At 26.9% G+C, this 25,996-nt stretch carries 23 protein-coding genes, 1 tRNA gene and 1 pseudogene; 19 read left to right on the plus strand and 6 right to left on the minus strand.

Features of this window, described 5'->3' with window-relative positions; translation table 11 throughout:
• Window positions 1-2: 2 nt before the first annotated feature.
• Window positions 3-78 (plus strand) — tRNA-Thr (locus AC4FQV_RS11275).
• 89 nt (window positions 79-167) lie between these two features.
• Here the strand turns inward: AC4FQV_RS11275 and AC4FQV_RS11280 are convergent.
• Entirely contained in the window at window positions 168-1,163 is a 996-nt protein-coding gene (locus AC4FQV_RS11280; protein WP_491165542.1) for an ATP-binding protein, read from the minus strand.
• Window positions 1,160-2,161: a DnaD domain protein gene (locus AC4FQV_RS11285; RefSeq protein ID WP_491165543.1), complete on the minus strand. Its 1,002-nt coding sequence runs from the start codon at window positions 2,159-2,161 to the stop codon at window positions 1,160-1,162. The genes AC4FQV_RS11280 and AC4FQV_RS11285 overlap by 4 nt, the downstream gene beginning before the upstream one ends.
• A 247-nt stretch (window positions 2,162-2,408) precedes the next feature.
• Between AC4FQV_RS11285 and AC4FQV_RS11290 the strand changes: the two genes are divergently transcribed.
• A complete protein-coding gene (locus tag AC4FQV_RS11290) occupies window positions 2,409-3,425 on the plus strand; it encodes a M23 family metallopeptidase (RefSeq protein WP_491165544.1) in 1,017 nt (338 codons plus the stop codon).
• A gap of 1 nt (window position 3,426) precedes the next feature.
• Here the strand turns inward: AC4FQV_RS11290 and AC4FQV_RS11295 are convergent, their stop codons facing one another.
• The 4 genes from AC4FQV_RS11295 to AC4FQV_RS11310 all read right to left on the minus strand — a co-directional run bounded on the left by AC4FQV_RS11295 (window position 3,427) and on the right by AC4FQV_RS11310 (window position 6,395).
• Complete coding sequence (locus tag AC4FQV_RS11295; protein WP_491165545.1) at window positions 3,427-4,623, minus strand: S8 family peptidase; 1,197 nt, start codon at window positions 4,621-4,623, stop codon at window positions 3,427-3,429.
• Window positions 4,624-4,689: 66 nt separating this feature from the next.
• Window positions 4,690-5,121 (minus strand): DMT family transporter, encoded by a 432-nt coding sequence (locus AC4FQV_RS11300; RefSeq protein ID WP_491140095.1) that lies wholly within the window; start codon window positions 5,119-5,121, stop codon window positions 4,690-4,692.
• A gap of 56 nt (window positions 5,122-5,177) precedes the next feature.
• Window positions 5,178-5,657: a dUTP diphosphatase gene (locus tag AC4FQV_RS11305; protein WP_491140094.1), complete on the minus strand. Its 480-nt coding sequence runs from the start codon at window positions 5,655-5,657 to the stop codon at window positions 5,178-5,180.
• 195 nt (window positions 5,658-5,852) lie between these two features.
• Window positions 5,853-6,395: a 2'-5' RNA ligase family protein gene (locus AC4FQV_RS11310; RefSeq protein WP_491140093.1), complete on the minus strand. Its 543-nt coding sequence runs from the start codon at window positions 6,393-6,395 to the stop codon at window positions 5,853-5,855.
• Between the two features lie 329 nt (window positions 6,396-6,724).
• Here AC4FQV_RS11310 and murA point away from each other — a divergent pair, with 329 nt between their 5' ends.
• From murA to AC4FQV_RS11395, 17 genes and pseudogenes are all read left to right on the plus strand, one after another.
• Window positions 6,725-7,978, plus strand: a complete 1,254-nt coding sequence (murA, locus tag AC4FQV_RS11315) for a UDP-N-acetylglucosamine 1-carboxyvinyltransferase (protein WP_491140092.1) — start codon at window positions 6,725-6,727, stop codon at window positions 7,976-7,978.
• A 21-nt stretch (window positions 7,979-7,999) separates the two neighbouring features.
• Window positions 8,000-8,791, plus strand: coding sequence for an MBL fold metallo-hydrolase (locus AC4FQV_RS11320; RefSeq protein WP_491140091.1), 792 nt, complete (start codon window positions 8,000-8,002; stop codon window positions 8,789-8,791).
• Between the two features lie 15 nt (window positions 8,792-8,806).
• Window positions 8,807-9,361 (plus strand): GerMN domain-containing protein, encoded by a 555-nt coding sequence (locus tag AC4FQV_RS11325; protein WP_491165546.1) that lies wholly within the window; start codon window positions 8,807-8,809, stop codon window positions 9,359-9,361.
• Between the two features lie 143 nt (window positions 9,362-9,504).
• The gene (locus AC4FQV_RS11330; protein ID WP_491140089.1) at window positions 9,505-10,005 is read left to right on the plus strand and encodes an SEC-C metal-binding domain-containing protein; all 501 of its coding nucleotides are present in this window, start codon (window positions 9,505-9,507) and stop codon (window positions 10,003-10,005) included.
• A gap of 68 nt (window positions 10,006-10,073) precedes the next feature.
• The gene (locus AC4FQV_RS11335; RefSeq protein WP_491140088.1) at window positions 10,074-10,715 is read left to right on the plus strand and encodes a lactate utilization protein; all 642 of its coding nucleotides are present in this window, start codon (window positions 10,074-10,076) and stop codon (window positions 10,713-10,715) included.
• Between the two features lie 168 nt (window positions 10,716-10,883).
• Window positions 10,884-11,363: a 23S rRNA (pseudouridine(1915)-N(3))-methyltransferase RlmH gene (gene rlmH, locus AC4FQV_RS11340; RefSeq protein ID WP_491165547.1), complete on the plus strand. Its 480-nt coding sequence runs from the start codon at window positions 10,884-10,886 to the stop codon at window positions 11,361-11,363.
• 736 nt (window positions 11,364-12,099) lie between these two features.
• Entirely contained in the window at window positions 12,100-13,326 is a 1,227-nt protein-coding gene (tetA(P), locus tag AC4FQV_RS11345; protein ID WP_491165548.1) for a tetracycline efflux MFS transporter TetA(P), read from the plus strand.
• A 167-nt stretch (window positions 13,327-13,493) separates the two neighbouring features.
• Entirely contained in the window at window positions 13,494-15,452 is a 1,959-nt protein-coding gene (gene tetB(P), locus AC4FQV_RS11350; RefSeq protein ID WP_491165549.1) for a tetracycline resistance ribosomal protection protein TetB(P), read from the plus strand.
• A 920-nt stretch (window positions 15,453-16,372) separates the two neighbouring features.
• On the plus strand, window positions 16,373-17,242 hold the full coding sequence (locus AC4FQV_RS11355) for an AraC family transcriptional regulator (RefSeq protein WP_003479687.1): 870 nt from the start codon (window positions 16,373-16,375) through the stop codon (window positions 17,240-17,242).
• A 267-nt stretch (window positions 17,243-17,509) separates the two neighbouring features.
• On the plus strand, window positions 17,510-20,761 hold the full coding sequence (locus tag AC4FQV_RS11360; RefSeq protein WP_491165550.1) for an Eco57I restriction-modification methylase domain-containing protein: 3,252 nt from the start codon (window positions 17,510-17,512) through the stop codon (window positions 20,759-20,761).
• A gap of 536 nt (window positions 20,762-21,297) precedes the next feature.
• Complete coding sequence (locus AC4FQV_RS11365; protein ID WP_491165551.1) at window positions 21,298-21,639, plus strand: hypothetical protein; 342 nt, start codon at window positions 21,298-21,300, stop codon at window positions 21,637-21,639.
• A 12-nt stretch (window positions 21,640-21,651) separates the two neighbouring features.
• Window positions 21,652-21,951 (plus strand): hypothetical protein, encoded by a 300-nt coding sequence (locus AC4FQV_RS11370; protein WP_491165552.1) that lies wholly within the window; start codon window positions 21,652-21,654, stop codon window positions 21,949-21,951.
• A gap of 57 nt (window positions 21,952-22,008) precedes the next feature.
• Window positions 22,009-22,170, plus strand: coding sequence for a DUF960 family protein (locus AC4FQV_RS11375; RefSeq protein ID WP_491165553.1), 162 nt, complete (start codon window positions 22,009-22,011; stop codon window positions 22,168-22,170).
• A gap of 59 nt (window positions 22,171-22,229) precedes the next feature.
• Window positions 22,230-22,538, plus strand: a complete 309-nt coding sequence (locus AC4FQV_RS11380; RefSeq protein WP_491165554.1) for a hypothetical protein — start codon at window positions 22,230-22,232, stop codon at window positions 22,536-22,538.
• Window positions 22,539-22,654: 116 nt separating this feature from the next.
• Window positions 22,655-23,770: a helix-turn-helix domain-containing protein gene (locus tag AC4FQV_RS11385; protein ID WP_491165555.1), complete on the plus strand. Its 1,116-nt coding sequence runs from the start codon at window positions 22,655-22,657 to the stop codon at window positions 23,768-23,770.
• A 556-nt stretch (window positions 23,771-24,326) separates the two neighbouring features.
• A complete protein-coding gene (locus AC4FQV_RS11390) occupies window positions 24,327-24,479 on the plus strand; it encodes a zinc-ribbon domain-containing protein (RefSeq protein WP_491140086.1) in 153 nt (50 codons plus the stop codon).
• 447 nt (window positions 24,480-24,926) lie between these two features.
• Window positions 24,927-25,996: pseudogene (locus AC4FQV_RS11395) on the plus strand (InlB B-repeat-containing protein); the annotation flags it as partial.

A 25,996-nucleotide genomic window follows, 5' to 3' on the forward strand; every position in this document is an offset into this window, starting at 1 on the left:
ATGCTGGTGTGGCTCAATTGGCAGAGCAGCTGACTTGTAATCAGCAGGTTATCGGTTCAAGTCCGATCATCAGCTCCAAATTGAACTTCAGTTTAACTGAAGTTCTTTTTTTATTCTGTAATAGAATAAAAGTTTAATTTATTTATGCCAAAAATGCACCTTATCTTTTAAGGAAGATAAGGTGCATTTTTTCTTTTTTGTAGATTTTTCTTTATTCTTATATCTTCTCCATAGGTTTTAAATAAAATAAAGTTTCCTAAAAGCCTAGAAGAGATTCTTTCAGCATAAGATTCTTTTAATTCTAATAAATTTAAATTAGTAGATATAATCATCTTTTTATTTAATAGGATTTTTTTATTTAATAACGTAAATAGTTCTGTAGTAGAAAAATCTGTTATTTGCTCTGCTCCTAAATCGTCTATAACAAGTAAATCACAATTTATAAGAAGGTCTTCTAACTCAGTATCATTATTAAATCTTATTTCTCTAAGATTTCTAATAAGTTCATCAGAAGTTTTATATACTACTAGAAAGCCTTTATCTAGCAATTCTTTAGCTATACAATAAGTTAAAAAAGTTTTTCCAGTACCAGGGCTACCGTAAAAAAGTATATTTTCATTATGGTTATTAAATTTAGGAATATACCCATTTATCATTTTATCTATAATTATTTGCATATTTTCTCTTGGTGAATATTTTTCATTACCATTATTTAAGGGAGAAAATATGTTTATATCAAACTTTGAAAAGTTATTTAATTTTAAAGCATCTGCCATTTGAGAATTTTCATAGTATATATCTATGAGCTTTTTCTTATAACAACTACATTTTTGAGTTCCTATGTATCCTGTATCCTTACATTTAGAACAATTATAGTGCATATCTAAATAATCTTTAGGATATCCATTCATAGCAAGAAGCTGGTCTTTTTCTTCTCTAAGATTTTGAATTTGAGTTTTCATTTTTTCAAATTCATCTTTTTTGTGTTTTTTTAAAGCTAGCATTGAAAGCTTTAAAGAAAGTTTATTTATTTCTCTCTCATATTCAAAAACTTGAGGAAGTTTTTCTTTTAATTCTTTTTGTCTAAGAGCTAAATTGTATTTTTCCTTTTGACGAGTTTTTTCGTATATATCCATAAGTTGACTTTTGTAACCTTTAATCATTCAACATCCCATCCTAACAACTGTTTTTCTAAGGAATCATAGTCATAATCTCTTTGGGTAAAGTTCGCCTCTCTAGCTGGCTTCTTTTGAACTTGATTTGAATTTGGCTTATTAAATGTTTTTGAAGAATTAGAGTTTTTCTTAACATCTTTTTTTGCTACATCTTCAAGAGTTTTAATACCATCTTTAAACCACTTACTTAATATACCATCTATATATTTAAAATCAGCTCTATTTAAGCGTTCAAAGCATATATCACAAGCTTTGCAAATTAATTCAACAGAAAAATTATAAGTTAAAAGCCATTTTTCCATCATAGTTTCTTGAGGTTTCATTATTTCTGTATTTTGGATTCCTAAATATTTTAGAATTTTTCTTATCTTAACCCATTTATCTTCTGTTTTAGTTATATAAGCTTGGGCTTCCTCTATTGATTTTATACCAGCATTGTGCCAGCTAAGAGCCACAGTTTCTATGTATCTAACATCTTTTTTTCCCTTAGATACACAATACTCTATTAGTATTAATATAAGCTCAGAAGAGAAATTAAGCTCTGTTTGCCAAGAAAGATATGTTGTCATTTCCTTAGTTGATAAGGGACGACATATAAGTTTTTCTATATCTTTTAGCATATCCTTGGTATTATTCTCATCAAGTGCTGAAAGCAAATCAACTGAGTTTTGACTTGATGAGTGAGTCCCTTCTGATAAATCTAAGAATTCTATTTTAAAGTTATTCATTTTATCTATAGGAATTAGTTTTATAACACCTTCTTCATGCCAATAGTTAAGAGCATTCATTATATCTGATTCTAAAAGGTTTAGGTTTGTTGCTAAAATTGATGAGTTAACTCCAGGTTCTCCTGTGAAGTTATATTTTAACAATAATAAATAAACCTTAATAAATTCTCCACGAGCTTTAGGCATGTATTCTTCTAAAAATACATTACTAACAGGAGTAAACTTAGTGGCTGAGTTTTTTAACATAAAAGTACTCAAAAAATAACCACCTTTCTAGATTTATAAATAGTCTAATTTTAAAATAAGAACAATAAAAAATAGACTATGTTTAATTATATCAAAGTGTGTTTTCTATAACAATAAAGTATGCTTTTATAAATAGCAAAAAATATTTTCTTAGCATGAATAATTTTTCTTTAAATGGGAACATTAATTTAAGTGTTTAAAATTATAACCTAAGGAGAGTAAAATTATGAATTCATTAGATTGAAAGAATAAATTTTTTTTGAAAACTTTTTTTACTTTAATTATTTTTATATTTATTTTTAAATTAGATGTTTATTCTAAAACTTTTTCTAATATAGGTAGCTTAGGAAGAGTTGCTTTTATAAATATGCCTTATATATCTAACATTTATGTAGAGGCTTATGAATTATCTATAAATAATAAGATTATAGGATATATAGAAAGCAAAGAAAAATTTCAAGAGGTCTTAGAATTAGTAAAAGATGAGTATATAAAAGAATTGTTAAATTATAATTTTTCTATAAAGGATGTAAATGTTAAAAATAATATTAATTTAAAAAATAGTATTATTCAATATAAAAAAATAAATACTATAGAAGATATAAAGTCAGAGATAATTCGTTTAAATAAAATTTCAAATAGGCCTTTAGTTGAAGTAAGTATGGAATCAGAGTTTTTAGAGATGAAATATATAGCACCATCAATTGAGGTCATAAAATTAAAAGACGAAAAGTTAAAAGAAGATTTTATAAAAGAAGGAAAAGTTGGAGAAAAGCAAGTTAGAAATAAAGTGAACTTTGTAAATGGAAAAGAAGTTTCTAGAAAAGTAATATCTGAGTTGGTTTTAAAAAATGCTGAAAACACAAAGGTTTATAAGAAAATAAAAAATCCAATAGAAGAAAAGGTACCTTTTTTAAATCATCCAACTAAGGGAGGAGAAATAACTTCTAGCTTTGGAGATGAAAGTAGAGGGGGACATAGAGGTATTGATATAGCAGCTATTAATGGAACAGAAATAGAAGCTGCTTATGATGGAACTGTAACTTATGTGGGATATAATGATATATATGGAAATATGGTTAAGATTAAACATGATGATAATATGGAAACTCTTTATGCCCATGCAAGTTCTATATTAACTGAAAAAGGTAAGATTGTTAAAGAAGGTGAGCCCATTGCAAAGGTTGGTAGTACTGGAAGAAGTACTGGGCCTCACCTACATTTAGAACTTATATATAAAGGGAATCCTGTTAATCCAATGGAGTATATAAAATAGACTATATGCTACTAAATAAAAGTGATAAATCTATTACTCCATTACCAATAAGCTCAATTGGCAAATCATATTTATTACTAGAGGCTATTTTAAGTAATGAACATAAATCTTTATAGTTAATATTTTCTTTAGCTTCTAGTATAAGTGCACATACTCCAGCTATGTATGCACAAGCTAGAGAAGTTCCTTGAAATGTAATATAGTTATTATCTAATTTATGAGGATATAATTTCATACCATTTCTTTCAGATATATATTTTTTATCTGAATTTAAAGAGGTAATATTAGCACAGGCTGCACAAAAATCAGGCTTATTTATTTTGTTATTTCCAGAGGAAGAAAATTTAAAAGGTTTTGTTGGAGTTTTAGATGAATCTATACCACTAACTGTTATGCAGAAGGGAGATAATGCAATTCCTTGAATTGTGTTGTCTCCTTCTATGCTTCCAGAAGGAACTATAGGAATTATATTTTTTTGAACAGCCATTTTGAACATTTCATTGAAATAATCTGAAATAGTTATATTATGGCTTGTTAGTTCAAAAGGAAGACATAATATTTTTACTGGATTTTTTTCTTCATTAATAAGTGTTTCTATAGCAAAAAGTATATCTGAAACATAGCCTTTTCCATTAGAATCAAAGGCCTTTATACAGGATATATTAGAGTTTTCTGCTATGCCTTTAAAAACAAATTTTGAAGAATATCCACTACCACAAATTATGCCACTAAGTGCAGTACCGTGACCATTATCATCATAAGGATAGGAGTATCCATTTAATAAATCTAAAAAGAAATTTATTTTGTTTTTAGGGTTTATTAAATCTTGATGAGGATATACTCCACTATCAACTAAACCTATTGATATATTTTTTCCTGTAAAGTTAAAGGACAGACTTTTAGAAATTCTATTAGCTGTTCCAATACTAAGACCACATAAAAAAGCATAATCATCAAAGGAAACAAATTCTACCTCTGGATACTCTATTAATCTATTAATTGAGTTAGGGGTAAGGGTTGCACATAATAGATTTAAGGATTCTATTTTTCTTATAACATTTCCATTTAACTTTATAATTATTTTTGAAATATCATCTAAAAATTTTTTGCACTTTATAAGAACTCTATAATTTGTATAGTATGAGCGATTTATATAAACTTTTAAATTATTATCTAATTTTTGTTTTCTTGAAAACATAATAAATACTCCCATTTTATTTATTATTTTATAATATATGAATGGGAGTAGAGTTTTGACAATATATTAACTTTTCCATTTAAAAATGATAATTCCAATTATCATTACAATTATTCCTAAATAGTTATGTGCTGCAAATTTAATTTTTTCGCTATCAAAAAGTGCGAAAGCATCTATTATTCCTGCTGTTATAAGTTGAGAAATTAAAATAATAGATATGCCAAAGGTTGGGCCTAAGCTTCCAACTGCTGACATAACGGTATAGGTTATAACAACACCGATAGCCCCACCTAATAAGTAAAGTTTATTTACAGAGCGAAGTTCAGAGTAATTACCGTTTCTAAACATAAACATAATAATTAATGCTAAAAAAAACGCAGAGCCTTGAACTATTGTGTTTGTTTCCCAAAGTCCTATTTTTTCAGAAACTCTTGTATTGAAAACTCCTTGTATGCTCATTGCTGCTCCAGAAATAATTGCTAAAATAATACCAAGCATAATAAATCACCTCAAGCTTAGTATTTCCCATAAATAAAAAAATAACTCTCTAAATTTTAGAGAGCTATTTTACAATAATCATTTTTAAAAAAATTTTCTTCTATTTGATTTATTGAAAAACCTAAGCTTATACCTAAGCTTATAAAATCTTCAAATAATGTTTCATAGTGATCAACAGATGGAGATATTATTAAGTCATTAACATCTATAAGTAAAGTTAAAAATTGATCGCTTAAACAATAATCGTTTGGTTTAACTATTAGTTTTTGTAAGCACGTGTAATTTTTATTTAAACCTATAGTAAGGATTTGTTTTAAACAATCGATATATTTTTCTAAAACTAGTTCCTTAGAAACTTTAGTTTTCTTACCATTATTCCAATAAATAAAACACTTTGTTTCATCAGCTAACTCGCCTATTTTAACTTGAAGTGCTAAAAACATTCTAGTTGCTACTTTATAGTCATTTAAATTGCTATCGATAACAAGTTCCTTGTTAAACTTATCTTGTTGAATAAAAAAGTTATTTAACTCCATTAGTATATCCCCCTATCTTCTTAAGCAGAAAATGCTTACTACTTAATTTTACAGAATCTTTTCATACTTGAAAAGAATAGAAAACGAATACAGGTCTAAAAAGTTACGAAATGTTAATTTACAATTAGTTTAACATAAGTTTATTGAATATATGTTATATAGATATTAATATAAATAAAAAACTATTATATTATCTTAGTAATTTCTTAGATCGTATGATTTTATAGGGATTTCTCTTTTACTATTTTGAAATCTCCAAAGTTCTATTTTAGAAATTTTCAATATCTTTTTTTGAGAAGATTCTCTTAAAGTAAATACTGTAGGTGGAATATTATTTTTTTTGTTATCTTTAAAGCTAGGGCTATTTAATGGAATATATAAAGGTGAATCAATACGTTCTCTAATATTAAAACCATGAAGCTTTAGCATATCATTAAATAATCTATGGATTTTTTTTATATAACCTTTATTTTCAATTTGTAAGTTTAGAGCTTTATTAGTACTTTCATTAAATTCAGCAGTACCAGTCAACTCTATCTTAAATTTCTTATAAGGTTTAATTAATTTAAGGATTACCTCATCTAGTTTTTCTAGATTTGGATTATCTATTGTTTCAAGAGGAATGTGTAAAGTTATATGATTTCTTGGTAATTTATATTTTCTTAATAAACCTCTTTGAAGTGATTCAAGGGATTTACAAGACTCCTCATCAAACAATGCTACTAAATAATATTTCATGACAAAACCTCTCTTGAATATTAGTTTGTTCCAAATAAATACAAACTTTGTTATAAATTATAACATATAGAATTTTTAAAAAAAATAATATGAAAGAAATTTCAGAATAAAAAGTATTTTTAGATAATATAAATTGGGTAAATTTTAAAAGTAAAGAATAAAAAAAATCTTTAAATATTGTCTTATTATGATATAATGAAAATTATGAGTAATACTTTAAATTTCACGGTTTAGCCAGTTTAAATATGGTTAATCGAAGTAAAAAAATTAATTAAAAAAGAAGAAAATGGTAATTGTATACATATAAAAAATTAGCAAGGGTGAATTGTATGAATAGATTAATTATAAATGGCGGTAAAGCTTTAAAGGGATCTATAGAAATAAACGGGGCGAAAAATGCTGCCGTAGCTATATTACCGGCAGCTATACTAGCTAGCAAAGGTGAATGTATTATTGATAATGTACCAGATATAGCTGATGTACATTGCTTAGAAAGAATAATTAGATCATTAGGGTGTAAAGTTGAAAAATTAGATAATAACACATTAAAAATAAATGCAGAAAATATAAAGGCTGTAGAAGCTTGTGGAAATGATGTAAGAAAAATGAGAGCTTCTTACTATTTTATTGGTGCACTTTTAGCTCGTTTTAAACAGGCTAGAGTTGAACTTCCAGGTGGATGCCCAATAGGAGTTAGACCTATAGACCAACATATAAAGGGTTTTGAAGCCTTAGGTGCTAAGGTTACTATAGAGCATGGTGCAGTTAACATAACAGCAGATAAATTAGTTGGAACAAACATATTTTTTGATGTAGTAAGTGTTGGAGCTACTATAAATCTTATGATAGCTGCAACTTTAGCTGAAGGAACTACAATATTAGAAAACTCTGCAAGAGAACCTCATGTTGTAGATGTAGCAAACTTTTTAAATGCTATGGGAGCTAATGTTAAAGGGGCAGGAACAGATGTTATAAGAATTAAAGGTGTGAAAGAACTAAGAGGTTGTAACTATAGTGTTGTTCCAGACCAAATAGAAGCTGGTACTTTTATGATAGCAGCAGCAGCTACAAGAGGGGATGTTACAATACAAAATGTTATACCAAAACATTTAGAGTCAATTTCAGCTAAGCTTTTAGAAATGGGAGCTAAAGTAGAAGAAGGCGACGATAGTGTTAGAGTTTATGTTGATGGAGATTTAAAAGGTGTTAATTTAAAAACAGCACCATATCCAGGTTTCCCAACAGATGTTCAACAACCAATGTGTACTTTATTATCTACTGCTAAGGGTAGAAGTATAATAGTTGAAACTATATGGGAAAATAGACATAAGCATGTAGATGAATTAAAGAAAATGGGTGCAACTATAAAGGTTGAGGGAAGATCAGCAATTATAGATGGTGTTGATAAATTAACAGGGGCTGTAGTTAAGGCTACAGATTTAAGAGCAGGAGCTGCAATGGTTATTGCAGGACTAATTTCTGATGGAGTTACAGAAATAACAAGTATAGAACATATAGATAGAGGATATCCTCACATAGAGGAAAAGTTCAGAATGCTTGGTGCTGATATAGTTAGAAAATAGTAATACAAATGGGGGAAATATATGATTTTTTGCTCACTATATAGTGGAAGCAGTGGTAATAGTATATTAGTTGGTTCAGAAAGAACAAAAATACTAGTAGATGCTGGTTTATCAGGTAAAAAGATAATAGATGCTTTAAAAGAGGTAAATCAAAATCCAGAAGAAATAGACGGTATATTTATAACTCATGAACATAGTGACCATATAAAGGGAGCTGGTATATTATCTAGAAAATTTAATATACCTATATATGCTAATGAACTTACTTGGAAAGCTATGGAGAAATCTTTAGGTAAAATAAAGGAAGAAAATATAAAGATTATTTCTAAAAGAAGCACAACAAGTTTGAAGGATTTAGACATAATATCCTTTAATACTCCCCATGATTCAGTTGCTTCAACAGGGTATACTATAAGACATAAAGACAAAGGGGTAAGTATTGCAACTGATATTGGAACATTTACAGAAGAAATTTTAAGAAATGTTAGAGAATCAGATGTGATTTTGTTAGAAGCAAATCATGATGTGCAGATGGTTAAGTTTGGACCATATCCATATGAACTGAAAAGAAGAGTTTTAAGTGAAGTTGGACATTTATCAAATGAAGATTGTGGAAAAGCTATAGTTGATATAATGAAATATGAAAAAAATAGAAAAATAATACTAGGCCATTTAAGCAATACAAACAATGTGCCAGAACTTGCTAAGCAAGCTGTTATTAATGTCTTAGATGCACATAATATTAATAAAGATAAAGATTTAGAGCTTAGATTAGCAGATAGACACAAACCAAGTAGTTATATAAGTTTTTAAGTAAGGGGAATTTATATGAAAAAAGGTATTATCTTATTAATTATGGCCTCTTTTTTGTTAGTTGGTTGCGACAGTATAAAAATGGATAAATTAGCAGCTAATAACAATGAAAGAGTGAAAACAATAGCTAATGATTTAATAGGAGATATTAACTTATCTTTATATTTTGATGGAACTAGTGATGAAAAAAATCCTAAAATAGAACAGCAGGAGATTCTTGTAGATGGTGAGGAAATATTAGGGCAATATCTTATACAGGCACTTATTCAAGGGCCTTCTCAAAAGGGTAGTTTAGCACCTATATTACCAAAGGATACAAAATTATTATCCTTTGACCGCAAGGATGATATTGCAATAATAAATTTAAGTAAAGATGCAGTTATAAAAATGAGTGCAGCTAAAGAAGAAGCTGCTTTAGAAGGAATATTAGCTACAATAACTCAAATACCGAGTATAAATAAAATAAATATATTAGTTGATAATCAAATGGTTAATTCCTTAGGTGGAAATTTTGATATTAGTAAGCCTTTTGGAAAGGAAGATATACCTAATTTAAGAATAAAAAGTTAGTATAACTTGTTAAAATGTAAAGAAATAATTTCAGATATATTAAAAATATATGTTTTATTAAGTATTAATTAGTAAAATATTGAAATATATTATGTAAATTATTATAATTTTGATATAAAGTTGATTAAGAAGGAGAAGGAAGTATGAGTTTATATAAGCAATGGACAGACATGGTTGTAGAATATGTAAAAGTTAAGGGAGAGGCTGCTTTCTGGAAAGAGTATAGTGATGTTGAAACTAGAATCTATAAAGATTTATTAGCTAATCATAATTCTGTTAAGAAGGCTTCAATAGCAGAATTAGCTAAAGAGTATAATACAACTGAAGAATTTGTAATGGGATTTGTAGATGGAATAAACGATAGTTTAAAAACTCCATATGACTTAGAAAAAGTTGAAAGTGATACAGAATTAACTTTTGACATAGATTTTGAAAAGTTATACTACAATATGTTAGATGCAAAGGCTGACTATTTATTTAACTTACCTCAATGGGATTCTATATTCTCAGGAGAAAAGAGAAAAGAAATTCAATTAAAATATAGAGATTCAAAAACTGTAAGAAATGAATCAGTTAAAGTTGGAAGAAATGACCCATGTCCTTGTGGAAGTGGTAAAAAATATAAAAAATGTTGTGGAAAATAATTTCTTTAAAATAGGTAGACTTAGTCTGCCTATTTTTTTATAAATTTTTATTTAAGGAGATATTTGTTATGGATAAGAATATGCTTTGGTTAAGAGAATTTAGAATTAATAAGGTAATAAAAGCTTTAGAAAATAATAATATGAAGGGTTATTTAGTTTCATCAAGGAAGGAGCTTATAAATAAGATAGAAGAAATTATTAATGAAGGAGATGTCATAGCTTGTGGAGGTTCTATGACGTTATTTGAAACTGGTGTTATAGATTATCTTAGAGGTGGAAAATATAATTTTTTAGATAGATACAAAGAGGGATTAAGTAAAGAAGAGGTGAAAAAAATATATATTGATGCTTTTTCTTCAGATGTATATTTTACAAGTACAAATGCAATTACAGAAGAGGGAGAAATATATAATGTTGATGGAAATGGGAATAGGGTTGCTGCAATGATTTATGGTCCTAATAAAGTTATAATAATAGCTGGATATAATAAAATTGTAACTAATTTAAGTGAAGCTATAAAAAGAAATAGAATAATTTCTGCACCAGCTAATGCTAAGAGATTAAATAAAAACACACCTTGTACTAAAGTAGGCTCTTGTGTAGATTGTAATAGTCCAGAAAAAATTTGTAGAAGCTATACATTAATTAAAAGTCAAAGTAACCCAAATAGAATACATGTTATATTTTTAAATGAAGATTTAGGATATTAAAAAATTTATGATTAAAAATTAAAATTTAATATATTAATTAGATAGACTTTTCTAAAGTTAAATTAATAAAAATAAATCTTTTAAGCTATAGTTTAAAAGATTTATTTTTTTAGTAAGAAGAAATATTTTGTGATAATATTATTCTTAGTGAACAAAAGGAGGAGTAATATGAACATAACAATTATCTCTGTAGGAAAGTTAAAAGAAAAATATTTAAAATTAGCAATTGATGAATATTCAAAAAGATTAAATAGATATTGTAAATTAGAAATTATAGAGTTACCTGATGAAAAAACACCAGATAATGCATCTATAAAAGAAGAAATACAAATTAAAGAAAAGGAAGGAAAGCTTATTCTTTCAAAAATAAAAGATAATATGCATGTAATTGCCATGGACTTGAAAGGAAATGAAATTACCTCTGAAAAATTTTCAAAATATATAGAGCAATGTGGAGTTCAAGGAAATTCAAATATTGCTTTCATAATTGGAGGAAGTCTAGGTTTATCAGAAGAAGTTATAAAGAGAGCTAATTATAAACTATGCTTTTCTAAAATGACATTTCCTCATCAATTATTTAGGGTAATGTTGCTAGAGCAAATATATAGAGCTTTTAGAATTATGAAAAATGAACCGTACCATAAATAAATGAGGTTTTGGATAGAATTGGATATATAAATGGACGATAGGTGTGCTTTAATTTTTGCAATGAAACTTACAAAAATCTAAAGTTTGAATTTTTGTTGGGTATTTTAATTTTATTTATAGATTCTTCATTTTTCACTACTTGAGAAAATTAGAATTTGTTTTTCAGAATCTGTAGCATTGAAAAAATTTTTAAAATTATATATAATATAATTATACTAAAATATAAGCATAAAAAATATAAATGTAAAGGTGTTGTAAATATGCGCAAAGAGGTAATTTTTAATTAAATTAACTGAATAAGGATTATTTTTAAAAGTATATGAAAAATCTTGAATAACTCAAGGTTTATTTGTGGTGGAATCAATTATTTATAATATTGATATTACCATGTTTATTTGTGTACTCTAAAAATAATCAGTATTATAATGAGCATGTTACATCTTTATTTGCAGGATAGGAAAACCGTGTTCTAAACACGGTATTTTTATGTCTATTTTTGCTATATATAGATATGGTATAAGATTTTAATTTGAATAGCTTAATCATAAGTTATATAATTAAAGTTCTATATTTTATGTTTATATTTAGGTTATATGATTATGAGGCTGTAAGTGAATTATGTTCATTTGCAGCTTTTTTTTGTTTAAGGAGATTATTTTGATGATTTATATATTTAAATATGAAGATTATGAAAAACAAACAAATTTTTTAAGAAATACTAGGATGGTGATGATTAATGGTTAATAAACTTTCAGCATATAAAACTTATTTATTATTTTCAGCTATTGCAGCAATGTGTTTTTCGTTAGTAGCTACAGTTATGGTAGTGTATCACATTGAAATAGTTCATTTAAATCCACTTCAACTTATACTTGTTGGAACTACTTTGGAATTAGCATGCTTTATATTTGAAATTCCTACAGGTATAGTTGCAGATGTGTATAGTCGTAAACTATCTATTGTTATTGGGGGAGTTTTAACAGGAGTGGGATTTATTTTAGAAGGTTCTATTTCTAGTTTTGTTTTCGTACTTGTAGCACAGATTGTATGGGGATTAGGGTCTACTTTTATCAGTGGCTCGCTTGAAGCTTGGATTGCAGAAGAAGAGAAGAATAAAGATTTAGATGAAATTTATATAAAGGGAGCACAAGCAGGGCAGATAGGAGCATTTATTGGAATAGTACTAAGCACTGTAATAGCTAATTTCTCTGTAAGGCTTCCTATTATAGTTAGTGGAGTTTTATTTATAATTCTTGCATTATTTTTATGGTTATATATGCCAGAAAATAATTTTAAACCATCTGTTCCTGGGGATTTAAATACATTCAAAAAGATGGTATATACATTTAAATCTGGTCTTAAATTTGTAAAAAGTAAATCTATAATTATGATTTTACTTGCAGTAACTTTATTTTATGGATTATCAAGTGAAGGTTATGATAGACTTTCTAATGCGCATTTTTTACAAGATACTACACTTCCTAAACTTGGAAACCTTAGTTCAGTGACTTGGTTTGGAATTTTTGGAATTTTAGGAATGATATTGAGCTTCATAGTAATGCATTTTATGGCAAAGAATCTTAAGAATGAGGATAATAGGAAAAATGGAAAACTATTATTATGCATAAATATACTTTATATATCGTCTATGTTGATATTTGCTCTTACAAGAAACTTTAGTTTAATGTTAATAGCTTATTTGGCAACAAATACCTTTAGAATTATAAATGAACCTATATTCAGTGCGTGGTTAAATGGGCATATAGATGATAATTCTAGAGCTACTGTGCTTTCTATAAATGGACAAATGAATTCCTTAGGTCAAATTTTAGGTGGACCGATTATAGGAATCATAGCTACAAATATTTCAGTAAGTATTGGTATAGTATGTACTTCATTATTAGTAGCACCAGTATTAGTGTTATATATTATTTCTATGATAATGGATAAAAAAATATCATGAATATAAGGGATTAAAAATGAAGATAATTTGATTGAACAATACAAGAAGGTTCGTAAATTTTTTGTAGAAATCTTCAAAAACACTTTTAAATTACAATATTAGAATTAGGTTAATTACTGTATTAAAAGATAAATTAAATATATATTATTAACTTGGAGGTATTGATTATGAAGAAAATAATTAATATAGGAATCGTAGCACACGTGGATGCAGGAAAAACAACTATAACAGAAAACTTATTATATTATAGTGGAGCTATAAAATCAGTTGGAAGAGTTGATTTAGGCAATACACAGACGGATTCTATGGAGCTTGAGCGTAAGAGAGGAATTACCATTAAATCGTCAACCATATCTTTTAATTGGAATAATGTTAAGGTGAATATTATTGATACTCCAGGACATGTGGATTTTATTTCGGAAGTTGAACGTTCATTAAATAGCTTAGATGGAGCAATACTAGTTATATCAGGAGTAGAGGGGATTCAGTCACAAACAAGAATATTATTTGACACATTAAAGGAGTTAAATATTCCAACAATAATTTTTGTAAATAAGCTAGATAGAATTGGGGCAAATTTCAACAAAGTATTTGAAGAAATAAAGAAGAATATGTCCAATAAAGTAGTTAGATTACAAGAAGTATATGATGTAGGAAGCAAAGCTGTTTATATAAAAAAACTATTTGATACATGCATAATAAATGATGATGCTATTAATGTTTTATCAGACTTAGACGAAGCATTTTTAGAAAGATATATTGGTGGAATAGAACCTGATAAAGAAGAAATACAAGAAAAGCTTTCATTATATGCAAGAGAAGGAAGTCTATATCCAGTATTTTGTGGTGCTGCAGCAATTGGACTTGGAATTGAAGATTTATTAGATGGAATTTGTAGTTATTTTCCATTTGCAAGTAATGATTGTGAAAGTGATTTATCTGGGGTAGTATTTAAAATCGAAAGAACAAGTAAAAATGAAAAGAAGGTTTATGTAAGATTATTTGGAGGAAAAATATCTGTAAGAGATAAAATTCAAGTACCTAATAAGGAGATAGCAGAAAAAGTAAAGAAAATTAATAGGTTAGAAAATGGGGGAGTTGTTGAAGCACAGAGGATAGAAGCAGGGGATATAGGTATTTTATATGGACTTACAAGTTTCCAAGTGGGAGATGTTATTGGAATTTCAAATGATAAAATTAAAAATATATCTATAGCTAAACCAGCATTAAAAACAACAATTTCTGCAATTGATAAAGAAAAAAATCCAGAGCTATTTAAAGCATTAACATTACTTGCAGAGGAAGATCCACTACTAGAATTAGAGATGAATGACATAGATAAAGAAATTTATGTCAACTTATTCGGTGAAGTTCAAATGGAAATACTAAGTTCCATGTTAGATGATTTATATGGAATAAAAGTAGAGTTTTCGAATATTGAGACTATCTATAAGGAAACACCTAAAGGTTTTGGAGCGTCAATAATGCATATGCAGGAAGACTTAAATCCATTTTGGGCGACAGTAGGCTTAGAAATAGAACCAGCAGGGAGAGGCGAAGGTCTTAGGTATATTTCTAATGTTTCAGTAGGGTCATTGCCAAAATCTTTTCAAAATGCAATTGAAGAAGCAGTTATTAAGACAAGTAAACAAGGATTATTTGGATGGGAGGTTACAGATGTAAAAGTCACTCTTAGCTGTGGTGAATTTTTTAGTCCAGCCAGCACTCCAGCAGATTTTAGAAATGTGACACCTATGGTATTCATGGAAGCATTATATAAAGCACAAACTGTTTTATTAGAGCCATTAAATGAGTTTGAGTTAAAGATTCCTCAAAATGCTTTAAGCAAAGCGGTATGGGATTTAGAAACTATGAGGGCAACCTTTGATAATCCTATTGTTATAGGGGATGAATTCTCAATAAAGGGATTAATTCCAGTAGAAAATTCAAAAGAATATAAAATGAAAATAGCTTCATATACAGAAGGTAAAGGAATGTTTGTGACAAAATTTTATGGGTATAAGGAAGCTTCAGCTGAATTTTCAAAAGCACGCAAAAAAACAACGTATGATCCATTGAATAAAAAAGAGTATTTGCTTCATAAACTAAACGCAATTAGAGATTAAATTTAAATAGATAAGTTAAATTTTTATATGTAGGATTTAAATATAAGACATTCAAAGCCTAAAAGTAAAGGAAGGGTCGTCTGAAGAAGATGAAGACCCTTCCTTTTTTCATGTTACTATGCTTAATTGTAAGTGCTTGAAATTTGTAATATAATGTAAATAAAGTTTTTAATAATAAGGGGACGGCACAAATGAAAATCGACTTTAAAATAACAAAAGATGACTATATAAGCTTCAATTTAAATCATTTAGAAAACTCGAAATCACAGAAAAGTACATTTAACATACTTAGATATGCTGTACCCATAGTACTTTCTATACCAATCTACTTTACAGGAACGGGGATATTTAATCAACCGAGTATATATTGGATTATAGTAGCGATAGTTTTTTTAGTCATTTGGATTTTAACATATCCTAAGCAATACAAAAAATTAGTAGCTAAAGAAACTGATAAACTCATAAGTTAAGGAGATAATTCATCAATATTTGGAAGTAAGACTTTAGAAATTATTGATGGGACAATAGTAGTAAAAGGGGATTCTATATCAGAAACAGTATCGTTAGAAAGTATAAAAGATGTAAAAGTTTACGAAGATATGATCCTTATATATAAGTGGATTTGTAGCTCATATAATTCCAAGGAGATATTTAGATAAAGAAATAGAGAAAGAACTTATGAAAGAGCTTAAAAAATGTAAGGCTTTAGAACAATTAAAGTAAAACGTGCTCCTTTGGAGGTGTAACAGAGAACCGTACCACAAGTAAGGTAGCGCGGATGATAAGAATAAAAATTTATATATATAATTTAGATCTTAGTTATACTTAAAAAATAATTAGTACGATAATATATGTATAGATAATATCGATAAAAGTATATTACTAAAAATTATAATTGTTAGTATGAGGAGTGATTATACATGGATATGCTTACCAATTTCAATAAAGTTATGGAGTATATAGAAACGCATTTAGAAGAAGAAATAGACTTTAATATGGTTTCAAAGATTGCAGGAGTATCTGAGTATCATTTTAGAAAGATGTTTTCGTATCTTTCAGGTATGACACTTTCGAGTTATATAAGAAAAAGAAGGCTATCTAAAGCAAGTTTTGATTTAATGCAAAAAGATATAAAAATAATTGATATAGCTATAAAATATGGATATGATTCAGCAGATGGATTTAGTAGGGCATTTAAAGAATGGTTTGGTGTGAATCCTTCAGAGATTAAAGATGCTAAGAATCTTAAAGTATTTCCTTGTATGACTTTTCAATTAACTATTAAAGGAGGAAGTAATATGAATTATCGTATTGAAAAAAAAGAAGCTTTTAAATTAGTAGGAGTTAAAGGTCAAGTTCCTATTGTGTTTGAAGGTATAAATCAAGAAATAATGAAAATAGCACAAAGTATAACAGAAGAACAAAGAAAATTATTACAATCATATAGAAATGAAGATGTTAAAACTGTTGTTAACGCTTCATTTGATTTTGATGATAAAAGGTATGAAGAAAAAGGTAACTTAAATCACTTAATTGGATCTATAACTACTTTAGATATAGATTTTGGTGAATTTGATGTTGTAGAAGTTCCTGCTTGTACTTGGGCAATTTTTCCTTGTAAAGGACCATTTCCAACTGTATTTCAAGATACATGGGGAAAAATTTTATCTGAATGGTTGCCATCTTCAAATTATGAATTAATAAACGTTCCAGAAATATCTTTCAATAGAGATATGTCAGATATGCAAAATGTTTATAGCGAAATTTGGATTGGGGTAAAAGAAAAGTAATTAGAACTGAAATTTTATTCTATATCACAGTTAAAGGTACCTTGAATAAATTAAGGTGCCTTTTGATACTTATTTAGAATAACTATTAAGGAACCGTACCATAAATAACGGATGTTTTTACTAAAAATGGATAATAAAAATATAGCTAATATAATATTTAGTATAAATACTAGCTAGTGTTTACAGTTTGAATAAAATATTGTATACTTCAATTATTACTATTAGCTAGCAAAAAAAATAAAAAATATATTAGCTAAGGAGAAGTTTATGGAAAAAAATATAATTAAAAATATTGAAGCCTTTATGGAGTTAAATGGTGAAGAAATAGAAAAGAAAATACAACTTATAGTTAATGATTTCACGGTAAAAAAGAGAAAAAAAACAGAAGAAGATTTTAAAATGGCTTTTATACCTTTGTTAGAGGATATTTCAAATAAAGTTGGATTTAATTTAGAACCATTATATGAGAAATATGTTAAAAGTGGTAGAATAGATTGTCTTTATAATTGTTTAGATTTAGAATTTAAAGTTCCAGGTGCAATAGAACCTGTGAATAATTATCCAACTAGAAAATCTGCAAATGAAGCTTATATAGAAGAAGTACAAAGACAGATAAGAGGTTATTCTAAAAGTGAAAAAATCAATTTAGATTCTATTTTAGGAATTATATTTGATGGTAGATATTTTATTTACGTACATTATCTAAGTACAGATTGGTATATTTCAGAACCAGAAGAGGTTAATAGATATTCTATTGAAAAGTTTTTAAAAAGAGTTTTCTCATTACAGATAGATAATAAGGCTGTTACGGTTACTAATTTAATTAATGATTTTGGTTTTGGAAGTCATTTGGCAGATAGTACAGTTAAGACATTATACAAATCATTAGAGAAAGTTATTGGAAAAGATGAAGGTGTAACAATGATTTTTGAACAGTGGAAATCTTTATTTAGGGAGGTATCTGGATATAGTTATGATACTAACAAAGAAACGTTGAAAGAAATAAAAAAAGTATATGGAATGGATGATAAGACAGTACGAGTAGATTTTCTTATTTTTTCTATTCATACATATTATGCATTATTAATAAAATTATTAGTTATTGAAATACTATATAATCATAAAAATAATAAAGCGTTACAGCAACCAATAAGATATAATAATGAAAAATTAACAAAGGCTACTATGAAAGAAATAGAAAATGGAGGTAGATTTAAAAGTCTTGGTATAACTAACTTTTTAGAGGGAGACTTTTTTGGTTGGTATATAAATGTATGGAACAACGATATATATAAATCTATTGTAAAAATTTTAGAATCTTTTAATGAATATAATTATTCAACGATAAATCTTGATGAAGCTAACTCAAGAGATTTGCTAAAAAAGCTATATAACTATTTACTTCCAAGAAAATTAAGACATGCGCTAGGAGAATATTATAGTCCAGATTGGTTAGCTCAAAAAACTTATAATTTAATGGAAATAAACGGAGATATAAACAAAAGTTTTTTAGACCCTACATGTGGTTCTGGAACTTTTATAGTTATTGGTATTAAAGAAATTATTTTAAATAATAAAGATATTGATAAAAAAGTACTATTAAGAAAGATAATTGATAATGTTCATGGATTTGATTTGAATCCATTAGCAGTAATATCGGCTAGGGCTAATTATATTATTGCATTAGGAGATTTATTGGATTATACAACCGAAGAAATTGAAATACCAATATTTCATTGTGATGCAATGTTGACAATTCTAGAACAGCCTAAAGGAACACAATATGTTAAAAAGCTATCTACTAGGACTGGTGTGTATGAAATACCTAAGCAAATAGGGGATAATAAAAATGTTTTATATAAGGTGCTTGATGAGTTTAACAAGAATATTACATTAAATGGTGAATTTGACAGTTTATTATGGCATAAAATAATTGATATATGTCCTGAATTATTGAAATTAAAAAGTGAAGAATTAGATGAAGTAATGGAACTTACGAGAGTATTTTATGAACAGATAAATGGACTTGAGAAAAAAGGAATTAGAGAAGTATGGACTCAAATAATAAAAAATGCTTTTGTACCATTATTTCATGAAAAGGTAGATTTTATAATAGGTAATCCACCTTGGGTAAATTGGCAAACTCTACCTGAAGATTATAGAGAAAGTATTCATAGGCATTGGAGAAATTATAAAATATTTGATTTTACAGGCTTAAAGGCTAGATTAGGAAGCGCGCATGATGATATTTCTGTATTATTAACATATGTTGTGATGGATAATTTTTTAAAAGATAATGGAGAAATTGGATTTATAATAAACCAAAATTTATTACAAGCGTATGGAGCTGGTGCTGGATTTAGAAAGTTTATGATTAGAGAAGAAATACCTGTAGGTGTTAAGTTAGTTGAGGATTATGTTGATGTAGAACCATTTAAATCGTTAGGAGCATCTAATAAAACAGCTATAATAATTATGCAAAAGAACAAAACAACAAGATATCCTATAAAATATAAAAAATGGTTTAAAAATTACAGAGGAATGATAGATAGTGAGGATTTACTTGATTCTGTATTATCAAAATTAGATTATGGAGATATGATTGCTGAACCTTTAAGAGAAGATGATATTAGTTCACCTTGGCTAGTAACTTACGATACAGATATGATTCTATTGAAAAAATTAGTAGGCTCAAGTAATTATCAAGGGAGAAAAGGTATAGATACTAGCGCAAATGCTATATATTGGGTAACAATTCAAGATGAAATGAGAGGAAAAATAAATATAAAAAATTCACCAGAAAATAGCAGAAAATTAATACCGGAAGTTACTGCTATATTAGAAAAAGAATTAGTATATCCTTTAGTAAGAGGAAAAGATATAGGTAAATGGGGATATGAAACGCCATATTCAATAATAGTTCCATATAAAGATAATTTAAAAGATGTACTATCTATAGAAGAGTTAAAAGAAATGTATCCTAATACGTATGATTATTTCTATAATAATAATGTAAATCATTATTCAGATGATTTTATAGATATACTTGTTAATAGAGGAATTTATAAAAAGCATTATAAAGAAACAGCTAAAAAGAAAATACCTCCTCACGTTTTGTATAATATAGGAACATATACAGCATCACCATATAAAATTATATGGAAAGCACTTCAAGAAAAAGGAATGAATGCTTGTGTTATTGGAAGTGAGGGTGGAAAATTAATATTACCAGACCATAATAATGTAATGGTTGCTTTAGATAATGAGTTGGAGGCACATTATCTTTGTGGAATAATGAATTCAAAATTAGTAGGAGAATTTATTGATGCATATGTTTCTTGGTTTAAGTCAGCACATATATTAGAAAATATTAATATACCTAAATTTGATAAAGAAAACTATATTCATATTGAAATAGCAAATAATTCAAAAGAAGCTCATAGGTTAACAAAAGAGAATAAAAATGTAGATTGTATTGAAAGAAAAATAGATGAATTAGTAAAGACTTTACTAGCGTAAAAATGGAAAAGAAGTACAACTTTTGTTGTACTTCTTTTCTTTATAATAAAAATAAGGAGTGAATGAATTTGAAAGAGGTATACTGTAATCTTGATATAGAATTACTTGATATAGAAATTAACTTGAAAAATGAATTATTAAATTAAATTGAGTTTCTTAGAGAATGTATTGGAGGAAAAATTAAAAAAGAGTTTTTTACGATAAAAGATTATGGGTGTATTGTAATTTTAGAAAATCAAGATGAAATATCAATTTATTTAAATGAAAAGTTAGGGTGTGGCAATATAGAATTAGAACAATGGATTATAAAAAATAATATTTATCATATAGTAGATTGCTGCGAAAAAAATAATAAGTTTATAAGAATAATAATTTGCGAAAATTTATACAGGAAAATGAGTAATCACGAAAGATATTTTATAGAAAGAAATTTAAAAGTTATAAAAAGTAAGAATGGTAGAAGACAGAGACTTAGTTATTAAATAGATTAATAAATATATATTATTAAATTAGTATAATATGGAGGAAATAAAAGTATGGTTAAAGTTTATGATATTAAACAAGCTAAAACTTTAAATTTAATTTTAAAAAAAGAAGTAGTAATCAGAATTAAAGAAACTATAGAGATACTTAATGAAAACTATGGAGAAAACAGAGATGTAGATAAAGATTTAGGAGGATATGTTTTAGTAGCTGAAATCATAGAAGATGTTAAAGAACTTAAAAATGGAATGTTGAAAAACATACTACCAGAATATACAGATGAGATTATATGTAGTGAAGGAGGTAATTATACTTCTTCACTATTTTTACTTTCTAACGATTTTTCAGTATTAGTAATAGCTGAGGAAGAACTTTCTAAGATACTTTTAGAATAAAGAGGTGATAGTGTGGCTAAAAAGGTTGAAGGAGAAATAATAAAAAGTACTAGGTACTGTAATCTTATAAAACAAGCTAGTCTAAAAGATGAAGATTACACATACTGCATAGAAAAGATTTTTGTTAAATCCATGAAAAGAAATGAGATTAGATTTTCAGTGTATAAAGATACAGTAAGAGGTGATGATATCTATGTTCCAAGAAGTTTAGATGTAACTGAATTAGAGTTAATGGAGTTAATAAAGAAATCAATTAAAGAGAAAGTATTTTCAGATGATTTCGTAGAAATGTTAAAGCAAGAATTAAAATAGCTACTTAATTACAAGAAAAGTAATTAGGTAGCTTTATTTATTTTAAGGAGGATTAAGATGTTTAAGAAAGAGAGTAGATATATAACGAGAGGAGTTAATGAAAAGTTAGATTTAAGATTACAACTTATATTTTGGAGTATGATTGATAAGTTAAATGAAGAGGGGAAGGAATTAGACTATTTACAAGTTTTCAAGATAAGAAAATGTGAAGAAGGATAGAAATTAATGTTGATATTGGTAGTATTAAGCCTCCAATAAGCTTATTACAAGGATTTAATATGATTTTAGCAGAGAGTATAAATAATATTATTCATATAATAAATAAGAAATTTGATTTTAATTTTAGAATAAGTTTTTCAGAAGAGGACTTTAAAAAAATAACTTATAAAAATAGTTCAAATAGTGCTTTGATTTTAGGGGAAGAAGTTATTGACTCAATTAGTACAAGTATATTTGATTACCAAAGCGAATATAATGAAGTAAAAATTAACTATGAAAAAGCATTTAAATCAATAAAGAATAAATTAATAGAAAAAGATATAGAGAACCGTACCATAAATTATAGCCTTAGACATTTAATTAACTAGCCTAAGGTTATTTTTGATATATTCAACTATTATGCGAATTGATTCACATTTTGAGTTATAGGGTTAATTTATGGAGTATGTTAACATTAACTTATTAAGTTAAAGGAGAGGATTATATGAACATAATTAAACTCAAAATAGCAGAATTAAGGAAGAAAAAAAGAATAGGGCAACAAGTCTTAGCCGATGTATTAGGGGTATCATTTCAAACAGTAAGTAAATGGGAAACAGGAGTATCAATGCCTGACATAGCTCTGTTACCAAGTATAGCTGAGTACTTTAATGTATCAATTGATGAATTATTAGGAGTAAAACCACTTAATCAACAAAACTACATTTTAAGAGATACAGATAGTCGTGATAATTGGAATGTAAATGCAGATAAACTTTATAAGAATAGAAAATATTTTTGGAATGATGATTATTTAAAGTTTCTTATAGAAACTGTGTGGAATATAAATTCTCCTGTAGATATTATTGAATTTCGATGTGGTGAAAGTTTATTGGGAATGAAGCTACTTGAATTTTTACCTAAGGGAAGTACATATACAGGAATTGATAATAATTATTTTATTAATAAGATTAAACTAAATTTTAAAGATTGCAATTTTAATGTAAAATTTATTGAATCAGACATATATTCTCTTGAATTAAATAAAAAATATGATATTGCCATATCACAAGTTGGATTAAGGCATATGAATAAGCCAATAAAAGTTTTAGAGAAAATGGTTGATTCAGTAAAAGAAGGTGGAATTGTTGCTTGTATAGATGTTAATAGAGAATTTGAAAATGATGGATTATATATTGATGGTATTAATTATAACTATCTTTGTACAACCTTTGATTTTCATAAGTTATGGCAAAAAGAATTAGAGTATGAAGGTAGAGATTATGCAATTGGAATGAGATTGCCATTTTATATGAAACAATTGGGGCTATATGATATTGATGTTCGTATGAATGATAGAGTAACATATGTAGATTCTGATATGCAGGATTATGATGAAAAATTGCAAGATTTTATTGAGATAAATGGTTGGGATAAGACATTAAGTATATCAGAGCAAGAAAATATTGTTGAATTGTTTATGAATCGAGGAATTGACAGAATTGACGCAATATCATATATTAAAATGCAGTCTAAACTTTCTGAGTATTTTAGAAATAATGAAAAAAGGAAGTCATTTTTAAAAGTATCTGGATTAATGATTACTTATGGAAGAAAATGAATATTTTAAATTATTATAATATGGTTTTTATTAATTATAAAGAAGGAATTAAGTATTATAAATATAATAAATTTTAAAATAATACATATGAAAAGTTAATTCTATTTGTATAGTATGAATATACAACAGAAGAATTTTATAGAAGTTTAATTTAAGAGGATTATTACCTATATTTTAGAATGGGTAATTTTCTTTTTATTTTAGACATAAGAAAAAATTTAATTAATAAAATTTATTTAGAGAAAGAATGGGGATTAGTAAGTAATTTACAAGTTTTCAAGATAAAAAAGTTTTTAATTTGAATATTTATAGTATTTTTATACTAAAAAATAGTATATACTATATTAAAGTAATTAATTATTTTAACATATTATTAAATATTGTAATTAAAGGTATAAAATTCAAATATTAATTGATTGTGTTTATGATTAATATATGATATACTATATAAGTAACTAGGAGTTAGTTATAATAAAAAAGTTTCATTTAGATAAATATTTCTCACAATTAGAGATTATATATCCATTTAGAATCTTTAATTTTAGGAGGAATTTTTATGACAGATAAAACATTAAAATGCAGAGATTGCGGAAGTGAATTCATATTTTCAGTAGGAGAACAAGAATTCTACAAAGAAAAAGGATTTGAAAATGAACCTACAAGATGCTTACCTTGTAGAAGAGCTAAAAAAGAACAAAATAGAAGATAATATATTTAAAGGACATAGTTTTTAACTATGTCCTTTTTTTATTTGTTAAAAATAATAGGAAATTTTTACTAAAGTGTTTACAAAAAACACTTTTTTTTTATACATATTTAAAAAACGGGTTAATTAATGAAAAAATAGTAAAATAAACTTTAATTGGATTAAAATGGTGAAAAATAATTTTAATTAATGTATAATAATAAATATAATGTAAATGATTATAAATTATCACAAATTTAACATATTAATAATTGGAATAAATTATATAGAATTTACATAGGTATATATACGAAAGAAGATTATGGAATAAATTAAAAGTAAAGAGAATAATAAAATTTTTATTATGATAATGTTAATTTCTTTTAGAAATTATTAACATGTAAGTCATTGAATAGAAAATAAGTTCAATGATAAAATAAATAGTAAATTAAGTAAAATGGAGGGGTTTGTATGAAAAAACAGCTTATAATGGCGTTAATAGTTGCATTATCAGCTCAGGGGATAGAGACTGTATATGCACAAGACGTAGTAGATACCAATAATCAAGGTATAGAATCTAGAGAAAATGTAGATTCTAAGGAAGCAGCTCAAGATGAAGCTGCACAAGGAGCAGTTGACAATAATGAAAATGGTGTTGATTCAAAAGATGACGCATCATCAAAAGAAGTTGTTAATAATAAAGAAGTGGAATCAAAAGATGGTTCAGTTTCAAAAGAAGTAGAATATGCTACTTTAAAAGTTGCAACAGAAGGAAACGGATCAGTTCAAATAAATGGACAAACATTAACTGGTGGAGATGCTTCAATTAAAGCTGGTGAACCAACAAGAATAGTAGTAAATCCATCAGAAGGATACAAAGTAGACAAGGTAGAAGTTAATGGAATGGTATTAACTAAGGACAATGCAGCATCAGCAGTAGAAAGTCTTGAAAAGAATGGATACTTTGATTACACATTTTATGGAGATGTTCAAAACTCAGTAAAAGTAACATTTAGTAAAATACAAGCAACTGATACTACTTTAAGTGTAGCTACAGAAGGAAAAGGTTCAGTTGTTATAAATGATCAAACTTTAACTGGTGGAGATGTTAATGTTAAAATTGGACAACAAACAAGAATAGCAGTTAAACCAGAAGAAGGATACAAAGTAGACAAGGTAGAAGTTAATGGTACTGTATTAACTAAGGATAATGCAGCATCAGCAGTAGAAAGTCTTGAAAAGAATGGATATTTTGACTACACATTTTATGGAGACGTTCAAAACTCAGTAAAAGTAACATTTGCGAAAGTAGAAGTTACAAACACTATTTTAAAAGTAGCTACAGAAGGAAATGGTTCAGTAGTAATAAATGATCAAACTTTAACTGGTGGAGATGCTTCAATTAAAGTTGGAGAGCCAACAAGAATAACAGTTAAACCAGAAGAAGGATACAAAGTAGGCAAGGTAGAAGTTAATGGTACTGTATTAACTAAGGATAATGCAGCATCAGCAGTAGAAAGCCTTGAAAAGAATGGATACTT

It is taken from the genome of Clostridium sp. TJA038, from assembly GCF_058310255.1.

What these genes read in the sequence shown, in the direction of transcription:
- AC4FQV_RS11280 (WP_491165542.1), bottom strand. Translation starts at nt 1,163, where the DNA reads ATGATTAAAGGTTACAAAAGTCAACTTATGGATATATACGAAAAAACT.
- AC4FQV_RS11295 (WP_491165545.1), bottom strand. Translation starts at nt 4,623, where the DNA reads ATGTTTTCAAGAAAACAAAAATTAGATAATAATTTAAAAGTTTATATA.
- AC4FQV_RS11300 (WP_491140095.1), bottom strand. Translation starts at nt 5,121, where the DNA reads ATGCTTGGTATTATTTTAGCAATTATTTCTGGAGCAGCAATGAGCATA.
- AC4FQV_RS11305 (WP_491140094.1), bottom strand. Translation starts at nt 5,657, where the DNA reads ATGGAGTTAAATAACTTTTTTATTCAACAAGATAAGTTTAACAAGGAA.
- AC4FQV_RS11310 (WP_491140093.1), bottom strand. Translation starts at nt 6,395, where the DNA reads ATGAAATATTATTTAGTAGCATTGTTTGATGAGGAGTCTTGTAAATCC.
- murA (WP_491140092.1), top strand. Translation starts at nt 6,725, where the DNA reads ATGAATAGATTAATTATAAATGGCGGTAAAGCTTTAAAGGGATCTATA.
- AC4FQV_RS11320 (WP_491140091.1), top strand. Translation starts at nt 8,000, where the DNA reads ATGATTTTTTGCTCACTATATAGTGGAAGCAGTGGTAATAGTATATTA.
- AC4FQV_RS11325 (WP_491165546.1), top strand. Translation starts at nt 8,807, where the DNA reads ATGAAAAAAGGTATTATCTTATTAATTATGGCCTCTTTTTTGTTAGTT.
- AC4FQV_RS11330 (WP_491140089.1), top strand. Translation starts at nt 9,505, where the DNA reads ATGAGTTTATATAAGCAATGGACAGACATGGTTGTAGAATATGTAAAA.
- AC4FQV_RS11335 (WP_491140088.1), top strand. Translation starts at nt 10,074, where the DNA reads ATGGATAAGAATATGCTTTGGTTAAGAGAATTTAGAATTAATAAGGTA.
- rlmH (WP_491165547.1), top strand. Translation starts at nt 10,884, where the DNA reads ATGAACATAACAATTATCTCTGTAGGAAAGTTAAAAGAAAAATATTTA.
- AC4FQV_RS11355 (WP_003479687.1), top strand. Translation starts at nt 16,373, where the DNA reads ATGGATATGCTTACCAATTTCAATAAAGTTATGGAGTATATAGAAACG.
- AC4FQV_RS11360 (WP_491165550.1), top strand. Translation starts at nt 17,510, where the DNA reads ATGGAAAAAAATATAATTAAAAATATTGAAGCCTTTATGGAGTTAAAT.
- AC4FQV_RS11365 (WP_491165551.1), top strand. Translation starts at nt 21,298, where the DNA reads ATGGTTAAAGTTTATGATATTAAACAAGCTAAAACTTTAAATTTAATT.
- AC4FQV_RS11375 (WP_491165553.1), top strand. Translation starts at nt 22,009, where the DNA reads ATGTTTAAGAAAGAGAGTAGATATATAACGAGAGGAGTTAATGAAAAG.
- AC4FQV_RS11380 (WP_491165554.1), top strand. Translation starts at nt 22,230, where the DNA reads ATGATTTTAGCAGAGAGTATAAATAATATTATTCATATAATAAATAAG.
- AC4FQV_RS11385 (WP_491165555.1), top strand. Translation starts at nt 22,655, where the DNA reads ATGAACATAATTAAACTCAAAATAGCAGAATTAAGGAAGAAAAAAAGA.
- AC4FQV_RS11390 (WP_491140086.1), top strand. Translation starts at nt 24,327, where the DNA reads ATGACAGATAAAACATTAAAATGCAGAGATTGCGGAAGTGAATTCATA.